General features: G+C 71.0%; 13 protein-coding genes. 6 read left to right on the top strand and 7 right to left on the bottom strand.

All coding sequences use genetic code 11. From position 1 onward, the window contains the following. Positions 1-53: 53 nt before the first annotated feature. Complete coding sequence (locus QC180_RS14925; protein WP_278263334.1) at positions 54-629, bottom strand: TetR/AcrR family transcriptional regulator; 576 nt, start codon at positions 627-629, stop codon at positions 54-56. Positions 630-739: 110 nt separating this feature from the next. Between QC180_RS14925 and QC180_RS14920 the strand changes: the two genes are divergently transcribed. From QC180_RS14920 to QC180_RS14910, 3 genes are all read left to right on the top strand, one after another. Then, positions 740-1,159 carry a DUF4267 domain-containing protein gene (locus QC180_RS14920; RefSeq protein WP_278263333.1) on the top strand — a complete coding sequence of 140 codons (420 nt, stop codon included), beginning with the start codon at positions 740-742 and terminating at the stop codon, positions 1,157-1,159. Positions 1,160-1,316: 157 nt separating this feature from the next. Further along, positions 1,317-2,870, top strand: a complete 1,554-nt coding sequence (locus tag QC180_RS14915) for a sensor histidine kinase (protein ID WP_278263332.1) — start codon at positions 1,317-1,319, stop codon at positions 2,868-2,870. Next, a complete protein-coding gene (locus QC180_RS14910; protein WP_278263331.1) occupies positions 2,867-3,565 on the top strand; it encodes a response regulator in 699 nt (232 codons plus the stop codon). The genes QC180_RS14915 and QC180_RS14910 overlap by 4 nt, the downstream gene beginning before the upstream one ends. 16 nt (positions 3,566-3,581) lie before the next feature. Here QC180_RS14910 and QC180_RS14905 read toward each other — a convergent pair whose 3' ends face one another. From QC180_RS14905 to QC180_RS14895, 3 genes are all read right to left on the bottom strand, one after another. Beyond that, entirely contained in the window at positions 3,582-4,910 is a 1,329-nt protein-coding gene (locus tag QC180_RS14905) for a cytochrome P450 (protein ID WP_278263330.1), read from the bottom strand. Between the two features lie 176 nt (positions 4,911-5,086). Continuing rightward, complete coding sequence (locus tag QC180_RS14900) at positions 5,087-5,800, bottom strand: TIGR03089 family protein (RefSeq protein ID WP_278263329.1); 714 nt, start codon at positions 5,798-5,800, stop codon at positions 5,087-5,089. A 3-nt stretch (positions 5,801-5,803) separates the two neighbouring features. Next, positions 5,804-7,252, bottom strand: coding sequence for an LCP family protein (locus QC180_RS14895; protein WP_278263659.1), 1,449 nt, complete (start codon positions 7,250-7,252; stop codon positions 5,804-5,806). A 159-nt stretch (positions 7,253-7,411) separates the two neighbouring features. Between QC180_RS14895 and rfbD the strand changes: the two genes are divergently transcribed. The 3 genes from rfbD (at position 7,412) to manB (ending at position 10,372) form a co-directional block, all read left to right on the top strand. Further along, complete coding sequence (gene rfbD / locus QC180_RS14890; protein WP_278263328.1) at positions 7,412-8,266, top strand: dTDP-4-dehydrorhamnose reductase; 855 nt, start codon at positions 7,412-7,414, stop codon at positions 8,264-8,266. A gap of 11 nt (positions 8,267-8,277) precedes the next feature. Beyond that, positions 8,278-9,180: a glycosyltransferase family 2 protein gene (locus QC180_RS14885; RefSeq protein ID WP_278263327.1), complete on the top strand. Its 903-nt coding sequence runs from the start codon at positions 8,278-8,280 to the stop codon at positions 9,178-9,180. A gap of 112 nt (positions 9,181-9,292) precedes the next feature. After that, entirely contained in the window at positions 9,293-10,372 is a 1,080-nt protein-coding gene (gene manB, locus QC180_RS14880) for a mannose-1-phosphate guanylyltransferase (RefSeq protein ID WP_278263326.1), read from the top strand. Positions 10,373-10,376: 4 nt separating this feature from the next. Here manB and QC180_RS14875 read toward each other — a convergent pair whose 3' ends face one another. The 3 genes from QC180_RS14875 to QC180_RS14865 all read right to left on the bottom strand — a co-directional run bounded on the left by QC180_RS14875 (position 10,377) and on the right by QC180_RS14865 (position 17,296). Further along, positions 10,377-11,954 (bottom strand): carboxylesterase/lipase family protein, encoded by a 1,578-nt coding sequence (locus QC180_RS14875; RefSeq protein WP_278263325.1) that lies wholly within the window; start codon positions 11,952-11,954, stop codon positions 10,377-10,379. 261 nt (positions 11,955-12,215) lie between these two features. Then, a complete protein-coding gene (locus tag QC180_RS14870; RefSeq protein ID WP_278263324.1) occupies positions 12,216-15,953 on the bottom strand; it encodes an ABC transporter ATP-binding protein in 3,738 nt (1,245 codons plus the stop codon). Next, positions 15,950-17,296, bottom strand: coding sequence for an LLM class flavin-dependent oxidoreductase (locus QC180_RS14865; RefSeq protein WP_278263323.1), 1,347 nt, complete (start codon positions 17,294-17,296; stop codon positions 15,950-15,952). Before QC180_RS14865 ends, QC180_RS14870 begins: the two co-directional genes overlap by 4 nt. Between the last annotated feature and the right edge of the window lie 16 nt (positions 17,297-17,312).

The raw sequence follows: 17,312 nt of genomic DNA, 5'->3' as shown, positions 1-17,312 counted from the left end.
CCTACGCGGACCGCGCGGGACCGCCGACGAGACAGTGGTCACCGGCTGAGGGCTCAGTGCAGTGTGGCCCACATGTCGACGAGCAGTTCGATGCGCCGTTCGCGCAGTTCGGGGCGCAGTCGGCCGCTGCGGTCGAGGGTGACCAGGCCGTGCAGGGCGCTCCAGGCGTCCTCGGTGCGGGCGCCGAGTTCGTCGCCCTCGGCGGTGCCGCGGAACATCGCCTCCAGCGCGGCGAAGGCGTCGCGCAGCGGCTGAGGGGCGTCCAGGCCGAAGGTGAGGTCGGTGTTGAGCACAAACATGGCGTCGTAGCGGGCGGGGTCGGCGTCGGCGAAATCGAGATAGGCGCGGGCGATGTTGTCGATCACCTCGCGCGGGGTGCGCGCGGCGTCGTGGGCGCGGCGCAGCGCGGCGGTGAGTTCGACGCAGCCCTCCAGGGCGACGGCGCCGACGATGGCGGCCTTCCCCGCGAAGTGGCTGTAGAGCACCGGCTGGCTGTACTCGATCCGGTCGGCGAGCTTGCGGATGGTCACCGCGTCCCAGCCGTCGGCCGAGGACAGTTCCCTGGCCGCGTCGACGATGCGCTGACGACGATCGGCGCGTTCCCGTTCCTTGCGCGTCTGAGTACTCATGCTCGAAATTCTAGCAATGCTAGACAAGAGGCGGTAGCCGCGCTATCGTTCTTCTCATCACCTAGCGCCGCTAGATTTTCGAGCGACGTACTGAACTGCAGGAGCACCCCATGAACGTCTCGCGCATCGCCACCGTCCTGTCCCTGATCGGCGCCGCCTTCATCCTCTACGTCGGCCTGAACTACGTGATCACCCCCGAGACCATCGCGCCCGGCTTCGGCCTGCCCACCTGGCCCGAGGGCGAGGCCACCGCCTTCCTGAACCTCAAGGGCGTGCGCGACATCGTCTCCGGGCTGCTCATCATCACCCTGCTGGTGGCGCGGCAGCGTTTCGCGCTCGGTCTGGTGACGCTGGTCATCGCGCTGGTCCCGGTCGGCGACATGCTCACCGTGCTGGCCCGGCACGGCTCGGCCGCCACCGCCTTCGGCGTGCACGGGTTCACCGCGCTGCTGGTCGCGATCACCGGCGGCCTGCTGCTGCTCGAGCACCGCACCGTCACCGCGCGGCGGGCGGTCGCGGCGGCCGCGTGAGGCCGTGTCACCGAGGTAGCGCCGGGCCCCGCGAGCGTCGCGGGGCCCGCGGCGTGTCCGGGGTCGGAGGTCGTTATCGGGGCGAAGGTCGCCGCGCAACACAACCAGTCGGTAGGGTCGCGTTTCTGGAACATCGAGGAACGAGGTCGGACACACGATGCGACGAGGACGGCTGTCGCTCGCTGGGCAGGCCTTCGTCTGGCAGCTGGTGGTGCTGGCACTGATGATCGGCACGGGAACCGTGCTGGCGGTGCTCGACGCGCGCCACGACCACGATGTGGCGACCACCCTGCAGGTCCGCGACGTGGCGGTGACCGTCGCCCGCTCCCCCTCCACGCTGGCCGCGGTGAACTCGCCCTACCCGAGCGGGCTGCTGCAACCGACCACCGAACGCATCCGCGCCGACACCGGCATGGACTTCATCGTGGTGATGGCCCCGGACCGCACCCGCTTCACCCACACCACCCCCGAGATGATCGGCCGACCCTTCGTCGGCAATATCGACAAGGCGCTGGCCGGGCAGACCTTCACCGAGACCTTCACCGGCACGCTGGGCCCCTCCATCCGCGCGGTCACCCCGGTACTGGACAACGGCAAGGTGGTGGCGCTGGTCTCGGCCGGGGTGACCCGCGCCAAGATCGGCACCCAGGTGGCCTCGCAGGTGCCGGTGATCCTCGGGGTCTCCGCGGCCGGGCTCGCGCTGGCGGCCTTCTCCTCGTTCCTGCTCAGCCGCCGATTGCGACGCCAGACCCACGGCCTGGCGCCCGAGGAACTGCGCGCGCTCTACGAGCACCACGACGCGGTGCTGCACTCGGTGCACGAGGGGCTGGTGGTCTTCGGCGCGGACGCCGGGCCCGCCGAGGTGGTCAACGACCAGGCCCGCACCCTGCTCGACCTGCCCGACGGCCCCGTACACCGCAGCAACCTGCCCATCTCGCTACAGCAGATGCGCTGGGGTGTGGTGCGCGACGAGACCCACGTGACCACCGACCGGGTACTGCTGGTGAACCAGGACGTGGTCACCTGGGAGGGCGAGGAGATCGGCACCGTGCTCACCATCCGCGACCAGACCGAACTGCGCGCGGTACTCGGCGAACTCGACTCGGTGCGCGGCTTCGCCGAATCGCTGCGCGCGCAGGCCCACGAGTCGGCCAACCGGCTGCACACCGTGGTCACCATGGTGGAACTGGGCAAGCCCGAGGAAGCCGTCGCCTTCGCCACCGCGGAGCTCAAACTCTCCCAGGTCCTCATCGACCGGCTGCTGGCCGCCGTCGGGGACGCGGCGCTGGCCGCGCTGCTGCTCGGCAAGGTCGACCAGGCCGCCGAACGTGGGGTGGGCCTGGCCATCACCGAGGACACCGCGCTGGACTCCACCGATCCGCTCTCCGCGCAGGAGACCGTCACCCTGGTCGGCAATCTGGTCGACAACGCCATCGACGCCGCCGCGGGCACCGTGGACAAGCGGGTCGAGGTGTCGGTACGCCACCGCGACGGTGACCTGGTGGTCCGCGTCGCCGACAGCGGACCGGGGATGTCGGCCCAGATGTTCGTGCGCGCCGCCGAACGCGGCTACACCACGAAATCCGACCACGCCGGGCTGGGCCTGGCGCTGGTGCACCGCCTCGTCGACCGGCACGGCGGTGCCATCACCACCACGGCCGCACCACACAGCGCGGTCATCGTTCGTATTCCGCTGAGGGAGAAGCCATGATCCGCGTCCTGATCGTCGAGGACGAGCCGTTGATCGCGCAGGCCCACCGGGCCTATCTGGAACGGCTCGACGGTTTCGTCACCGGCGGGGTCGCGCACACCGGACGCGACGCGCTGGCCCTGGCCGCCGAGGCCATCGACGCGGACAAGCCGTTCCACCTGGTGCTCATGGACATCGGGCTGCCCGACATCAGCGGCCTCGAGGTCGCCGCGGCGCTCAACGCCCTGGAACCGCGCCCCGACGTCATCGCCATCACCTCCGCGCGCGAGCTGACCATGGTGCGCAACGCGGTGGCGCACGGCGTGGTGCTGTATCTGCTCAAGCCGTTCACCTTCGCCGCCTTCCGCGAAAAGCTCGAACGCTACCGCGATTTCGACACCGCCCTGCCCGCGGGCGAGGCGGCGCTGTCGCAGTACGACATCGACCGCGCGCTGGGCGCCCTGCGCACCGCCGACCAGCGCGCCGGGGCGCCCAAGGGCGTCGTGCAGCACACCCTCGAAGAGGTGTCGCGCGCGGTGCGCTCGGCCGAGTCGGGGATCACCGCCACCGACGCGGCCGCGGTCGTGGGCGTCTCCCGGATCACCGCCTGGCGGTATCTGGAGAAGCTCGCCGACGATGGCCTGGCCGAGCGTCGCGCCGACTACGGCCGCGCGGGCAGGCCCAAGACCCGCTACCGCTGGCGCGCGGGAGCCTAGCGCTCGGGCCCGGCGCTCACCCTCGCCGCGCGACTCCCGCCAAGTCGTCCGGAGCCGACGTGCGGGCGATGGGGCCCAGGTCGACCGGCATGTGTTCGTAACCGTGCAGGGTGAACAGGTTGCGCCGGGTGGGCTCGCCGCGCAGGCGCAGATTCGGGTAGCGCTCGTAGAGGGCGCGCAGGGCGTGCACGGCTTCCATGCGGGCCAGGCTGGCGCCGAGGCAGGAGTGGATGCCGCTGCTGAAGGCCACGTGGTCCTTGGCGTTGGGTCGGGTGATGTCGAAGCGGTGCGGGTCGGCGAAGACCGCCGGGTCGCGGTTGGCCCCGGCCAGCGACAGGATGACCGTGCTGTCGGCGCGGACGCGGACGCCATCGATCTCGACATCCTCGAGGGTCTGGCGGGCTGTGGTCTGCACGGGTGGGTCGAAGCGCAGCGTCTCCTCCACCACGGCGGGCCAGAGGTCGGGATCGGCCTGGGCCAGGGCGAGCTGGTCGGGATTGGCCGACAGCGCCGCGATGGCATTGCCGATGAGGTTCACCGTGGTCTCGAAGCCCGCCCCCATGAGCAGGCTGGCGCTGGCCTGCAACTCGGGCAGGCTCAGCTCGCCCGAGGTGACCAGGGTGGACAGGATGTCCTCGCCGGGCTCCTCGCGCAGCTTGGCGATGTGGGCGGCGAGGTAGTCGTCCATGGACTCGATGGCCGCCAGCGCGGCGCGATAGGTGCGCCAGGAGGTGCCGATGTCGAGCAGCGGGGTGACCCGGTCGCCCCAGCGCAGGAACAGTTCGCGGTCGGCGGCCGGGAACCCGAGCATCTCGGCGATGATCGCGATGGGCACCCTGGCCGCGAAATCGGTGATCAGGTCGACCGAGCCGTGTGCGGGCATGGCGTCGAGCAGTTCGGCGGTCACCACCTCCACCCGGTCCCGTAGCCGGGCGATGGCGCGCGGGGTGAACGCCGAGGCCACCGGCTTGCGCATCCGGGTGTGCTCGGGCGGGTCGATCACCAGCATCGAGGGCGGCTCGACCGGGTTCGGCGGCACCGCCGCGGCGTCGGCGCGGCGGCGCCACGGCGCCGGGACGTCCTGGGTGATCGCCGGACGCACCCCGAAGCGGTTGTCGCGCAGGATGGCTCGCACCTGGGCGTGCTCGAAGGTGACGTACGCGAGCGGCGTGCGGCGCAGACCGCCCTCGGCACGCAGCTCGTCGATCAGCGGATAGGGATCATTCAGGCCCCGCTCGCCGCTGAGCAGGATCGCGAAGGGATCGCGGCGCCACGTACGCCACCGCAGAATCGCACGGGGCGCCCCGTGCTCGGCCGACCATCGCCACCAGTACCGCGGAATCATCGCCACCCCTTCGTGTCGAACGTGTCATCCACGGTACCGACAGCCTGTGACACACGACACGTCCCAGGGAAGGAGCCCGGCCTATACCTGGGTAGGAGGGAGGGCGCCGGTCCGGGAAGGAGCGGGGAAGCCGGTGCGGGGCGGGTACCTACCGGGGCGACGGGCGGCCGGACGGGTCAGCGCTGCACCGTGACCCGCTCGGTCGAGACGCGATGGGCCACCGCGGCGGGATCGGGATTGACCACCTGCACCAGCGACGCCCCCGCGTACAGCACGGCGAGATAACCGTCGACCAGTTCCTCGACCGTCTCCCACGGCGTACTCGACAGCACCCGGTCCCCGGCGGCGATGCCCTGCGACTGCGCCGACTTCCTGGCCGCGTCGAGCACCTCGCCGACCGAGAGCCCGTCCAGCGCCGCGCGGAAACCGCCGGGCCGGAACTGATCACCGTGCACCCGCACCGCGGTCGCGAAATCGGTGACACCGGGCGGCAGGTCGCGCACCGGCGTGCCCATGGCGTCCAGCGACAGCACCGCCACCTCGCCGACCCCGTCGGCGTCGTCGAGCCGGTCAGGGGTGACCAGCGCGAGGTCCGCGTCGGGATCGGGGGTGAGCACCACTTCGGTACCGGCCCACCAGCAACCGAGCAGCACCGCGGCGGTCTGCCAGTGCGCGGGCAGCAGCACCGCGACCCTGGCACCGGGGCTGAGCGCGAACTCGTCGCGCAGCAGGTTGGCGGTCTTGGCCGCCCAGTTGGCCAACGTGAGACCGGACAACTCGATCCTGGCGCCGCTCGCGTCGTCGTACCAGGTGACGCGGGGGCCAGCGGGGTCACGCTCGAGGATCGGGTCGAGGAGAATGTCGGTCAGCGTCGAATTCGGCTCACGCATGGATCAATTCACACATTTCGGTCCGTTCTGGCCAGCGTCGATCGGCGGGGCGGGCGGTACCGGCGTCGCGGTCGCCGTGGAGGACGAGGAGTCGATGTCGAACATGCTCGCCGCGCTCGAGCCGGGACCAGAGTAGTCGCTCGCCAGGACAACGCTCACCGTATCCGCCGACAGCGACGAATCCGCGACGACGGTGAGACCACCGAGCGCCTCGGCCACCGCGGCGGCCTTCGGATCGGCGGTATCGGCGGCGAGGACTCGGCTCGAGCTCACGCTGCCACCGGTGTAGTTACCCACGGTGCCCTCGGTGAAACCCTTGCCGGTGAGCGCGGTCGAGACCTTTGCCGCCAGGCCGGTGGCGCCGCCCGCGTTGTAGACGCTGACCGTCACCGTCGACGGGTCCACCTTCGGGGTCTGGTCGGCGGGTTCGGGCTCCTCGCCGACCAGCCCGCTCACATACGCCTGGACCTTCTTCGGTTCCACCCGCACGACCGATTCGCCCGCCTGGGTCATGCTGTTGAGATCGGCCACCGGGATGGTCTCGAACTCCACCTTGCCGCCGGAGAGGTCCTTGAGCTGCTGCAGGAACGCCAGCACGTCCCAGTCGTCGTCGAGCACCACCGTGCGCCCGACCGCCTCGCTGATATCGCTGAGTTTGCCCGGATTGGCCAGCACCTTGGCATTGAGCAGCTGCCCGACCAGCTGGGCCATGAACACCTGCTGACGCACGATGCGATCGATGTCACCGCGCTGCAATCCGTGTCGCTGCCGCACGAAGCTCAGGGCCTGCTGACCGTCGAGACGCTGCTGCCCGGCGGGGAAGTCGGCACCCGACATCGGTTCGTCGACCGCCTCGTTCAGACACACCTCGACGCCGCCCACGGCATCGGTGAGCAGCACGAAGCCCAGCAGACTGACCTCGGCGTAGTGGTCGACGGTGATGCCGGTGAGGGTGGCCACCGATTTGATCAGCGCCTGCCGACCCGCCTTGGTCGACTCCCGTTCGGCCTCGGCCTCGGAACTGCCCTTGGACAGCAGTTTCGCGCGTTCGGTCTCCTTGGTGGCGCCGTAGGCGGAGTTGATCTTGGCCTTGCCCTGGCCCGGCACGTCGACGTAGGAGTCGCGCGGAATGGAGATGGCGGTGGCCGAGCGGCCGTCGTTGGGGACGCGGACCAGCACGATGGTGTCGGTGTTGGTGCCCACCTCGTCGCCCGCGTGCAGCATGTTGCGCTCGGCGGTGGTCAGCGGGTTGCCGTGCGCGTCGGTGCGGCTGTCGACGCCGACGAGAAGGATGTCGACCGCGCCGTCGCGTTCGCCGCCCAGGCCGAGCCCGCCGATGCGATCGATGTTGGCGATGAGGTTGTCGACACTGCGCCAGGCGAATCCGGTGAGCGCCAGCACCAGCACGGCCGAGATCGCGACCATGAGTTTGGCCGGACCCACCGTCCCCATCGGGGTGCTGACCGCTGGCGGCCGTGTCGACTCTCGCACTCGCGCATCCTCTCGACGAACTCCCCGCACAACCCCTTCGCCCGGCAGCCATCACAGGCTAACCAACAGTTACCACAGTCGGGCCGAACCGCAGGTGTCCCGGCGTGCCAGACTTGCCGCGTGAACGTCGATTTCCCCGACCCCGCCCGCCTGATCGTAACCGGCGCGCGTGGTCTGCTGGGGCGAGAAATCCTGCGACTGGCACCGGCGGCGCGTGGCTTGGGCCGCGCCGAACTCGACATCACCGACCGGGCCGCCGTCGACGCCGTGCTCACCCCCGGCGCGGTGGTGCTCAACTGCGCGGCCTACACCGCCGTCGACGCCGCCGAGACCGATCGCGAGGCCGCCTTCGCCGTCAACGCCACCGGCCCCGCCGTCCTGGCCGCGGCCTGCGCCGACGCGGGCGCCCGGCTCATCCACGTCTCCACCGACTACGTCTTCCCCGGCACCGCCGACACCCCTTACGAACCCGACGACCCCACCGGCCCCGCCACCGTCTACGGCGCCTCCAAGCTGGCGGGCGAGCGGGCCGCGCTCGCGTATCCGGGCACGCAGGTGGTGCGCACGGCGTGGGTGTACTCCGGTGTCGAGGGGGATTTCGTCGCGACCATGCGCAGGCTGGAACGCGAACGCGAGACCGTCAGCGTGGTGAACGACCAGCTCGGCTCCCCCACCAGCGCCGCCGACCTGGCCGCCGCCCTGCTGGAACTGAGCACCCGGCCGGACGCTCCGCGTGTGTCGCACGCCACCAATGCCGGGGCCGCCACCTGGTTCGACCTGGCCGTCGCCGTGTTCACCGAGCTCGGCGCCGACCCCGCCCGGGTCCTGCCGTGCGACTCCGCGGCCTTCCCCAGACCCGCACCGCGCCCGCCCTATTCGGTGCTGTCCCCGGCGGCCTGGAACGCGGCCGGGCTCACCCCGCTGCGGCCCTGGCGTTCCGCACTCACCGCCACACTGCGCGCGTTGTCCGACTAGGCTCCGCAGTCGTGAACGCAGCCGACGCAGCCGATTCTCCAGCCCCCGCGAGCCTCGCGGTCGTCACGGTGACCTATTCACCGGGCGAGCACCTCGAGCACTTCATCACCACCCTGGCCGACGCCACCAGCGAGAAGCCGCAGGTGATCCTGGCCGACAACGGGTCCACCGACGGTGTGCCCGAACTGGTCGCCGAGGCCAACGCGCACGTGCGGCTGCTGCGCACCGGCGGCAACATCGGCTACGGCGGTGCCATCAACCGGGCCGTGGCCGAGATCGATCCATCGGTCGAGTTCGTCATCCTGGCCAACCCGGACATCCGGTGGGGCGTCGATTCCATCGACATCATGCTCGCGGCCGCCCAGCGCTGGCCGCGCGCGGGCGCGATCGGCCCGATGGTGCGCGAGCCCGACGGCAGCGTCTACCCGTCCGCGCGCCGGGTCCCCGGCCTCGCCGACGGTGCCGGTCACGCGATCCTGGGCAGCATCTGGCCGAAGAACCCCTGGTCGGTGCGGTATCGCCAGGAGAACGAGCAGGTCTCCGAGCGGATCGTGGGCTGGCTGTCGGGTTCGTGCCTGCTGGTGCGCCGGGCCGCCTTCGACACCATCGACGGCTTCGACTCGCGCTACTTCATGTACATGGAGGACGTGGACTTCGGTGACCGCATGGGCAAGGCGGGCTGGCACAATGTGTTCGTCCCGGACGCCGAGGTGACCCACGCCAAGGGCCACGCCGCGGGCAAGCACCCGGAGATCATGCTCCCGGCGCATCACGCCAGCGCCTACCGCTTCCAGGCCGACCGGCATCCGCACTGGTGGCAGGCCCCGTTGCGGGGCGCGTTGCGGGCCGGACTTGCGGTTCGCTCCAGGATTGCGGTTCGATCGGCGCTGCGCGAGAAAGCGCGCACTGCCTGACTCGTCAGCGCCCGGAGGCGGCAGCCTGCGTAACCACGTAGGGCGTCGAGGCAGGCAAAAATGAAGCTGGCGTCTGAGCGAGACGCCGTTCACTGTGAACAGGGGAAACTCGATGGCAGGCAACTCAGGCACCGACGCGGTCATCCTCGTCGGCGGACAGGGCACGCGGCTGCGTCCGCTCACCCTCTCGGCGCCCAAGCCGATGCTGCCGACGGCCGGGCTGCCCTTCCTGACCCACCTGCTGGCCCGCATCGCCGAGGCCGGGATCACCCACGTGGTGCTGGGCACCTCGTTCAAGGCCGAGGTCTTCGAGGAGCACTTCGGTGACGGCGCCGAGCTCGGGCTCGAGATCGAGTACGTCACCGAGACCGAGCCCCTCGGCACCGGCGGCGGCATCCGCAATGTGCTGCCCAAGCTGCGCGCGGACAATGTGATGGTCTTCAACGGTGACGTCCTCGGCGGCACCGATCTGGGCGCGATCCTCGACACCCACGAGAAGTCCAACGCCGACGTCACCCTGCATCTGGTCCGGGTCAGCGACCCGCGCGCCTTCGGCTGTGTGCCGACCGACGCCGACGGCCGGGTCACCGCGTTCCTGGAGAAGACCCAGGATCCGCCGACCGACCAGATCAACGCGGGCTGCTACGTGTTCCGGCGCGAGTACATCGAGAAGATCCCGTCTGGTCGCCCGGTGTCGGTGGAACGCGAGGTCTTCCCCGCGCTGCTGGCCGAGGGCGCCCGGGTGCAGGGCCACGTCGACGCCTCCTACTGGCGCGACATGGGCACTCCCGAGGACTTCGTGCGCGGCTCGGCCGACCTGGTCCGCGGTATCGCCCCCTCCCCGGCCCTGCCGGGTCAGCGGGGCGAGTCCCTGGTGCATCCGGGAGCGGGTGTCGCGCCGGGCGCCCTGCTCATCGGCGGCACCGTGGTCGGCCGGGGGGCCGAGATCGGCGCCGGTGCCCGCCTCGACGGCGCGGTCATCTTCGACGGCGCCGTCGTCGAAGCCGGTGCCACCGTCGAACGCTCCATCGTCGGCTTCGGCGCCCGCATCGGCCCCCGCGCCCTGGTCCGCGACGGCGTCATCGGCGACGGCGCCCAGGTCGGCGCCCGCTGCGAACTCCTGCGCGGCGCCCGCGTCTGGCCCGGCGTGGAAATCCCCGACGGCGGCATCCGCTTCTCCACCGACGTCTGAGCGGCTAGCTGAAGCCGACGGCTTGGTCGCCCCAGGCGGAGTGGAGGTCGGCGTCGGGGTTGTCGACGACGCGGTCGATGGTGTCGATGAGCAGGGTGGTGCGGGCGGCGGGGCGGTAGTGCGGCCAGTGTTTGGAGCCGTCGAGGGCGGCGGGGACGCCGTGTTCGGCGAAGGCGAGCCAGCGGCGTTGCATGCGGCCCGAGACGGCGACCGAGGCCTTGCGGCCGCCCAGCCAGAAGGTCGGGTCGTGGTTGAGGGTGCCGAAATTGCCGAAGACGTACGGCAATTCGGTGGCGTGACCGGCGCCGACGCGGGCCGCCTTGAGCATCGGGGTGGCGTAGTCGAAGCGGTACATCCAGGTCGGTGAGTGTTGCGCGTGCGCCTCGGCCACCCAGGCCGCGGGCATCCGGAACGCCGCGTCGGTCGACATGGCCAGCGCGCCCCGGGTTTTCGCCAGGTGCGGGTAGGCGGAGGTGATCTCGGCGATCCGCTCCGGTGACATCTCCGGATGCGAGGCGGCCACATCGCGCAGCATGGCGTTCACCGTGTCCGGCGTCACCGGCATGATCGGTGAGCGCAGCACCCGGAACAGCGAGGCCTCGTCGCGATTGGTGCCGATCAGCAGCGGCACCCGATGCGAACGTCCCTGTTGGAAGCGGTCGATCGGATAGCCGGGCAGCAGATCCCCGTCGACCACCGGCGCGGCCGCGAGCCTGCCCGGTTCCCGGGTGGGCACCTCGTCCAACAGCACCGCGCCGACCTCGACGAGCCGCTCGAGCGGCAGTTCCAGCAGTCGATCGGCCTCGCCCGCCCCGAGTTCGAGCAGTTCGAGGTAGCGCTGGGCGACCACGGCCGCGCGTTCCTGTCCGAAGACCGTGGTGGCGGGCGGACTCTGGGCGATCGCCTTGTGGAACAACCCGGACGCGGCGGGCGAGGTGAGCAGCGCGGTGACGCACCCCGCGCCGGAGGACTCCCCGAAGACGGTCACATTGCCCGGATCACCCCCGAAGGCGGCGATGTTGTCGCGAACCCAGGCCAGCGCGGCCAACTGGTCGCGCAGCCCGAGATTGGCGGTGAACCGCTCACCGAACGAGGACAGATCGAGGAAGCCGAACACCCCGAGCCGGTAGTTCACCGAGACCACCACCACGTCACCGGCCTCGGCGAGCTTGCGACCGTCGTAGATGGTCTGCGCGGCGGTGCCGAGGCAGTAGGCGCCGCCGTGCAGCCACACCATCACCGGGCGCGGTTCGTCCTCACTGGGTTCGGGACGCGGCGACCAGACATTGACCCACAGACAGTCCTCGCCCATCCGCAGATCCGAGTCGACGGGCACCATCGCGCCCATGGCCTGCGGCGCGATCTCGCCGAAGACCGCGCAGTCGCGCACGCCGTCCCAGGGTTCGGGCGGGCGCGGGGGCGCGAAGCGGTGCGGTCCGACGGGTGGGGCGGCGTAGGGGATGCTGCGCCACACCGCGACCGGCCCGTCCCAGATTCCGCTGACGGTTCCGTCCTGCGTGTGCGCCACCGGTTCGGCCTCGGGCGCCCGCACCGCGGGCTCGATCTCGGGCGAAATGCTCATCGCACACCTCCTAGCCGGTGCGACCGCACGGGTGCCTGTGGATTAGCTCCGTGGGTCACAGCACCTGGTGACTCACTACTAGCGTACGTGCGCCGACCCCGAACGTGCCCGCAACGCGACAATCCCGCAGGTAACTGTTACTCCACGCAACACTGGAGAAACCCGATTCAACCGGTAGACCGACGGTTTTCCACCCCCGTTCCCACAAAAACGGCTGCCGTCCGGAGCACCCCCTCCGGACGGCAGCCGACCCCACGCCGGTTAGCTGGAAATACGCTGCGGCTCGTCGCCCACGTAGGCGGCCCACAATCGCCGATACGGGCCGTCCACCGCGAGCAGCTCGGCGTGCGTACCGACCTGCACCAGCGCCCCCGACCCGACCACCGCGATCAGATCCGCGTCGGCGGCGGTGGCCAGCCGGTGCGCCACCACCAGGGTGGTGCGACCGGCGGTCAGCACGTCGACGGCGGCGCGCACCCTGGCCTCGGTCGCCAGGTCCAGCGACGCGGTGGCCTCGTCCAGGATGAGGATGTCCGGGTCGATGAGCTGGGCCCTGGCCAGCGCGAGCAGCTGGCGCTGCCCGGCCGACAGGCTGCGCCCGTGCGCGCCGATGGACTGGTAGTAGCCGTGTTCGAGCGCGGCGATCATCTCGTGCGCGCCCACCGCCCGCGCGGCCCACTCGATCTCGGCGGGTTCGGCCTCCGGCCGCCCGTAGGCGATGGCCTCGCGCACGGTGTCACCGAACAGGAACGGTTCCTGCGGCACCACGCCGAGCCGTTTGCGGAAGTCGCGCAGCCGGAACCGGCGGATGTCGACACCGTCGACCAGCACCGCGCCCTCGGTCGGGTCGTAGTACCGCGCGAGCAGCTTGACCAGCGTGGACTTGCCCGCGCCCGTCTCGCCGACCAGCGCGACCTTCTGTCCCGGCTCGATCCGCAGGTCGAGCCCGTCGAGCACGGTCTCCGCGCGGGTGGCGTAGGCGAAGCTCACCGCGCGCAGCTCGATCGCGCCGTCGAGGCGGGTGACCGGCAGCGGATCGTCGGCCTCGGGGGTGTCGACGGGGGTGCGCAGCAGCTCCCCGATCCGGTCGACGCCGACCACGGCCTGCTGGTAGCTGTCGAAGACCTGCGAGAGCTGCTGGATCGGCGCGAACAGCAGCTCGATGTAGAGCAGGAACGCGATGAGCGTGCCCGCGGTGAGCAGGTCGTCGCGCACCTGGTGCACGCCCACGGCGAGCACGGCGGCGGTGGCGATCACCGACATCAGCTCGATGCACGGGAAGAACACCGCCATCAGCACCTGCGAGCGCAGCCGGGCCGTGCGATAGGCCCAGGAGCGGCGCTCGAACTCGGTCTGGTTGACCGCCTCGCGCCGGAACGCCTGGGTGACGGTGATGTTGTCGACGTTCTCCTGCAGGTAGGCGTTGACCGCGCTGACCCGTTCCCTGGCCAGGTTGTAGGCCGGGATCGAGGCGCGCCGGAAGGCCACGGTGGCCACCGCGAGCACGGGCAGCAACGCCAGCACCACCACGGCCAACCCGGCATCGATCACCAGCAGCGCGGCGACCACGCCCGCGATGGTGACGGTGCTGGTCAGCGCGGTGGCCAGGCCGGTCTGCAGGAAGGCCGACAGACCGTCCACGTCGGTGGTCATCCTGGTCATGATCCGGCCGCCGAGCTCGCGCTCGTAGTACTGCAGGCCGAGTCGTTGCAGGTGGGCGAAGGTCTTCACGCGCAACCCGTAGAGCAGGCGTTCGCCCGCCCGCCCGGTGACGCGCACCTGGGCCACACTGATCGCCCAGTCGATCACCACCACCGCGATCGCCAGCGCCGCCGCGCCGAGCACCACGTCCCGCGCCCCGGCCAGCACGCCGTGGTCGATGCCGTAGCGCACCAGGAACGGGATCAGCACCTGGGCGATGGCGTCCAGCCCGACCAGCCCCAGCCCGGCCAGCAGCGGCCAGGTGAACGGGCGCAGCAGCCGGGGCAGCGAGAAGGCGGTGTCGGGGGTGTGCGAGAACGACTCGTCGACCTCGGGTTCGCCGGAGACCGGCGGCAGCTTCTCCAGCAGGGCGACGATGTCACCGCTGGGTGGCGCGCTGGCCATCATGCCGCCGCCGCCCGCCGCGCCGGGACCGGCCGGTGCGCCCGCCGAGCGTCGGGCGAACGCCTTGGCCAGGTGTTCCATGGTCCGGTCGTCGTCCTCGTCGACCTCGGGGGCCACCCACAGTTCCGCGGTGGCCACCCGGTCGGTCTCACGCTGCGGATCGGCGCCGATCCCCACCACCTCGGGCGGGGTGAACAGCGCGCGGAACAGCTCCCCGGAGTGCTGCAGTTCGCGCAGAGTGCCCAGTTCGGCGACGCGGCCGCCGTCGAGCACGGCCACCCGGTCGGCCAGTGCCAGCGTGGAGATGCGGTGCGCGACCACGATGGTGGTGCGCTGGCGCAGTTCGGCGCCGACGCGCTGGTAGATCAGTTCCTCGACCTGGGCGTCGATGGCGGAGGTGGCGTCGTCGAGGACCAGCACCGGCGCGTCGGTGAGCAGGGCGCGGGCCAGCGCGATGCGCTGACGCTGCCCGCCCGAGAGCCGTTGCCCGCGTTCGCCGATGGTGGTGTCGAGGCCCTCGGGCAGGGCCCGGACGAAGCCGTCGGCCGCGGCCAGGTACAGCGCGTGCCAGACCTGCTCGTCGGTGGCCTCGGGCTTGCCGTAGGCGACATTGGCCCGGATCGAGTCGGCCATCAGGTGGGTGTCCTCGAAGACCATCGCCACCTGGGCGCGTGGATCGGGCAGCGCGCGCAGGTCGACGCCGTCGAAGCGCACGGCACCGGCGTCCGGGTCGAGCAGGGCGGGCACCAGCGACACCAGGATGGTCTTGCCGCTGCCCGCGCCACCGGCGATCGCGACGGTCTCGCCGGAGCCGATCCGCAGGTCGAGCCCGTCGAGGATCGGGGTGTCGTCGAAACCGAAACGGACCCCGTCGAATTCGATCGTCGGCGGCGGCGCGGTGCCGGACGCGGCAGTCGCGGGCGAGGGCGCGGCGCGTACCTCGTCGCCCGGCGCCTCGATCACCTCGCGCACCCGGTCCAGCGACGCCTTGCCCTGCTGACTCACGGTGAGCAGCATCGAGAACTGCCGCACCGGCCCGACGAAGGCGCTCAGGTAGGTCATGAACGCGAGGAAGGTGCCCAGCGTGACGGCCTGCCGCAACGCCAACAGCCCGCCGACGATGAGAACCAGCGCCTGCCCGGCGGCCGGGATCGCCTGCACGAGCGGGGTGAACCGGCTGGTGATCCGGGCGACCCGCAGCCGCGACCGGTACAGCGTGCGGGCGCTGTCACCGAGCTGGTCGAGCTCGTAGCGTTCCTGTCCGAACCCCTTCACCACACGCACGCCCGCCACCGCCGCCTCGACCCGCATGGCGACCTCGGCCGCGCGGGCCTGGGCGTCCCAGTTGGCCGGGAAGAGTTGACGCTGGCTGCGCCGGGTGACGATCCACAGCACCGGCAGCACCAGCAGCGCGATCACCGTGAGCGCCGGTGACATCACCGTCATCAGCACCAGCACCGCCGCCAGCAGCGCCACATTGCCCGCGATCATCGGGATGAGCTGCAGGAACATCTGGATCAGCGTCACATCGGTGATGGCCCGGCTGACCACCTGCCCGGTGCGCAGCTGGGCCTGCTCGCGTCCGTCCAAGCGCAGCAGCGCCGCGAACAGGTCACGGCGCAGGTCGTGCTGCACCCCGAGCGACAGTTCCGAGGACGCCACCCGCCGCGCGTAGGACGCGGCGAACCGCGCCCCGCCGAGCACCAGCAGCAGCACCACCCACGGCGCCACCGAGGCGGCGGTGGCGCTGAGGGTGTCGACCACGTGCCGCACCACCAGCGGCAGCGCCGCGGTGAGCAGCGCCGCCGCCAGCGCACCGGCGTAACTGATGATCACCAGCCGCCGGTGCTCGAGACAGCGACCGACCAGGTAGCGGATCCAATCCGATCTCATCGGGCGGCCACGAGCGCGTCCGCGGTGTCGAATTGGTTGGCGGGCCGGGCGAGGCCGTAGTGGCCGCGCAGGGTGGTCTCGGTGTACTCGGTGCGGAACAGGCCACGCTCCTGCAGGATCGGGACGACCTCGTCGACGAAACGCTCCAGGCCCGAGGGCAGCACGGCGGGCATGATGTTGAACCCGTCGGCCGCGCCCTGCCGGAACCAGTCCTCGATGGCGTCGGCGACCTGCACCGCGGTGCCCGCGAAGGTGCGGTGACCACGACCGCCGCCCAGGCGCGCGATCAGTTCGCGCAGGGTGAGCCGTTCGCGGCGAGCCAGATTCACGATGAGGGTGAAGCGGCTCTTGGCGCCCTCGATGTCGTCCTCGGTGGGCAGATCCTCGGGCAGCTCGGCGTCGAGGTCGAGCTCGTCGATGGGCAGCTTGAACCGGTCGGCGAGCTGCTTGCGCGCGTACTCCGGCGAGATCAGCCGGGCCAGTTCGGCATCCAGGGCCTTGGCCTCCTCCTCGGTGTCGCCGATGATCGGGACGATGCCGGGCAGGATCTTGATGGTCTCCGGATCGCGCCCCGCGGCGACGGTGCGCGCCTTGAGATCGGTGTAGAACGCCTTGGCGTCCTCGAGGGTCTGCTGCGCGGTGAACACGGCCTCGGCGTAGCGGGCGGCGAACTCCTTGCCGTCCTCCGAGGACCCCGCCTGCACCAGCAGCGGATAGCCCTGCGGGGAGCGCGGCACGTTCAGCGGACCGTCGACCCGGAAGTGTTCGCCGTGGTGCAGGATCTTGCGCACCTTGGACGCGTCGGTGTGGATGCCGAGTTCCTTGTCGGCCAGCACGGCGTCGTCGTCCCAGCTGTCCCACAGTTTCGTGGCGACCTCGACGAACTCGGCGGCCTTCTCGTAGCGCAGCTTGTGCTCGGGGGTGTCGTCGAGGCCGAAGTTGCGCGCGGCGTCGCCACCGGCGGTGGTGACGATGTTCCACCCGGCCCGCCCGTTGCTGGCCCAGTCCACCGAGGAGAACCGGCGGGCCAGGTTGTAGGGGTCGTTGTAGCTGGTGGACGCGGTGGCGATGAGACCGATGCGGCTGGTCTGCACGGCCACGGCCGTCAGGATCACCGTGGGCTCGAGCTTGCCGCTGGGCCTGCGGCCCGGATCGCCCATCAGCACGGGGCTGTCGGCGAAGAAGATCGAGTCGAGCTTGCCGCGCTCGGCGGTCTGCGCGAGCTTGACGTAGTAGTCGATGTCGGTGTGCGCGTGCGGGTCGCTCTCGGGCAGCCGCCAGGCCGCCTCGTGGTGACCCACCGACATCAGGAACGCGTTGAGGTGCAGGTGTTTCTCGGACATGGATGTGCCTTTCGGG

Source organism: Nocardia anocheti (genome assembly GCF_029675105.1).
Lineage (GTDB): Bacteria > Actinomycetota > Actinomycetes > Mycobacteriales > Mycobacteriaceae > Nocardia.
This window is presented reverse-complemented; position numbering and strand designations above follow the sequence as displayed.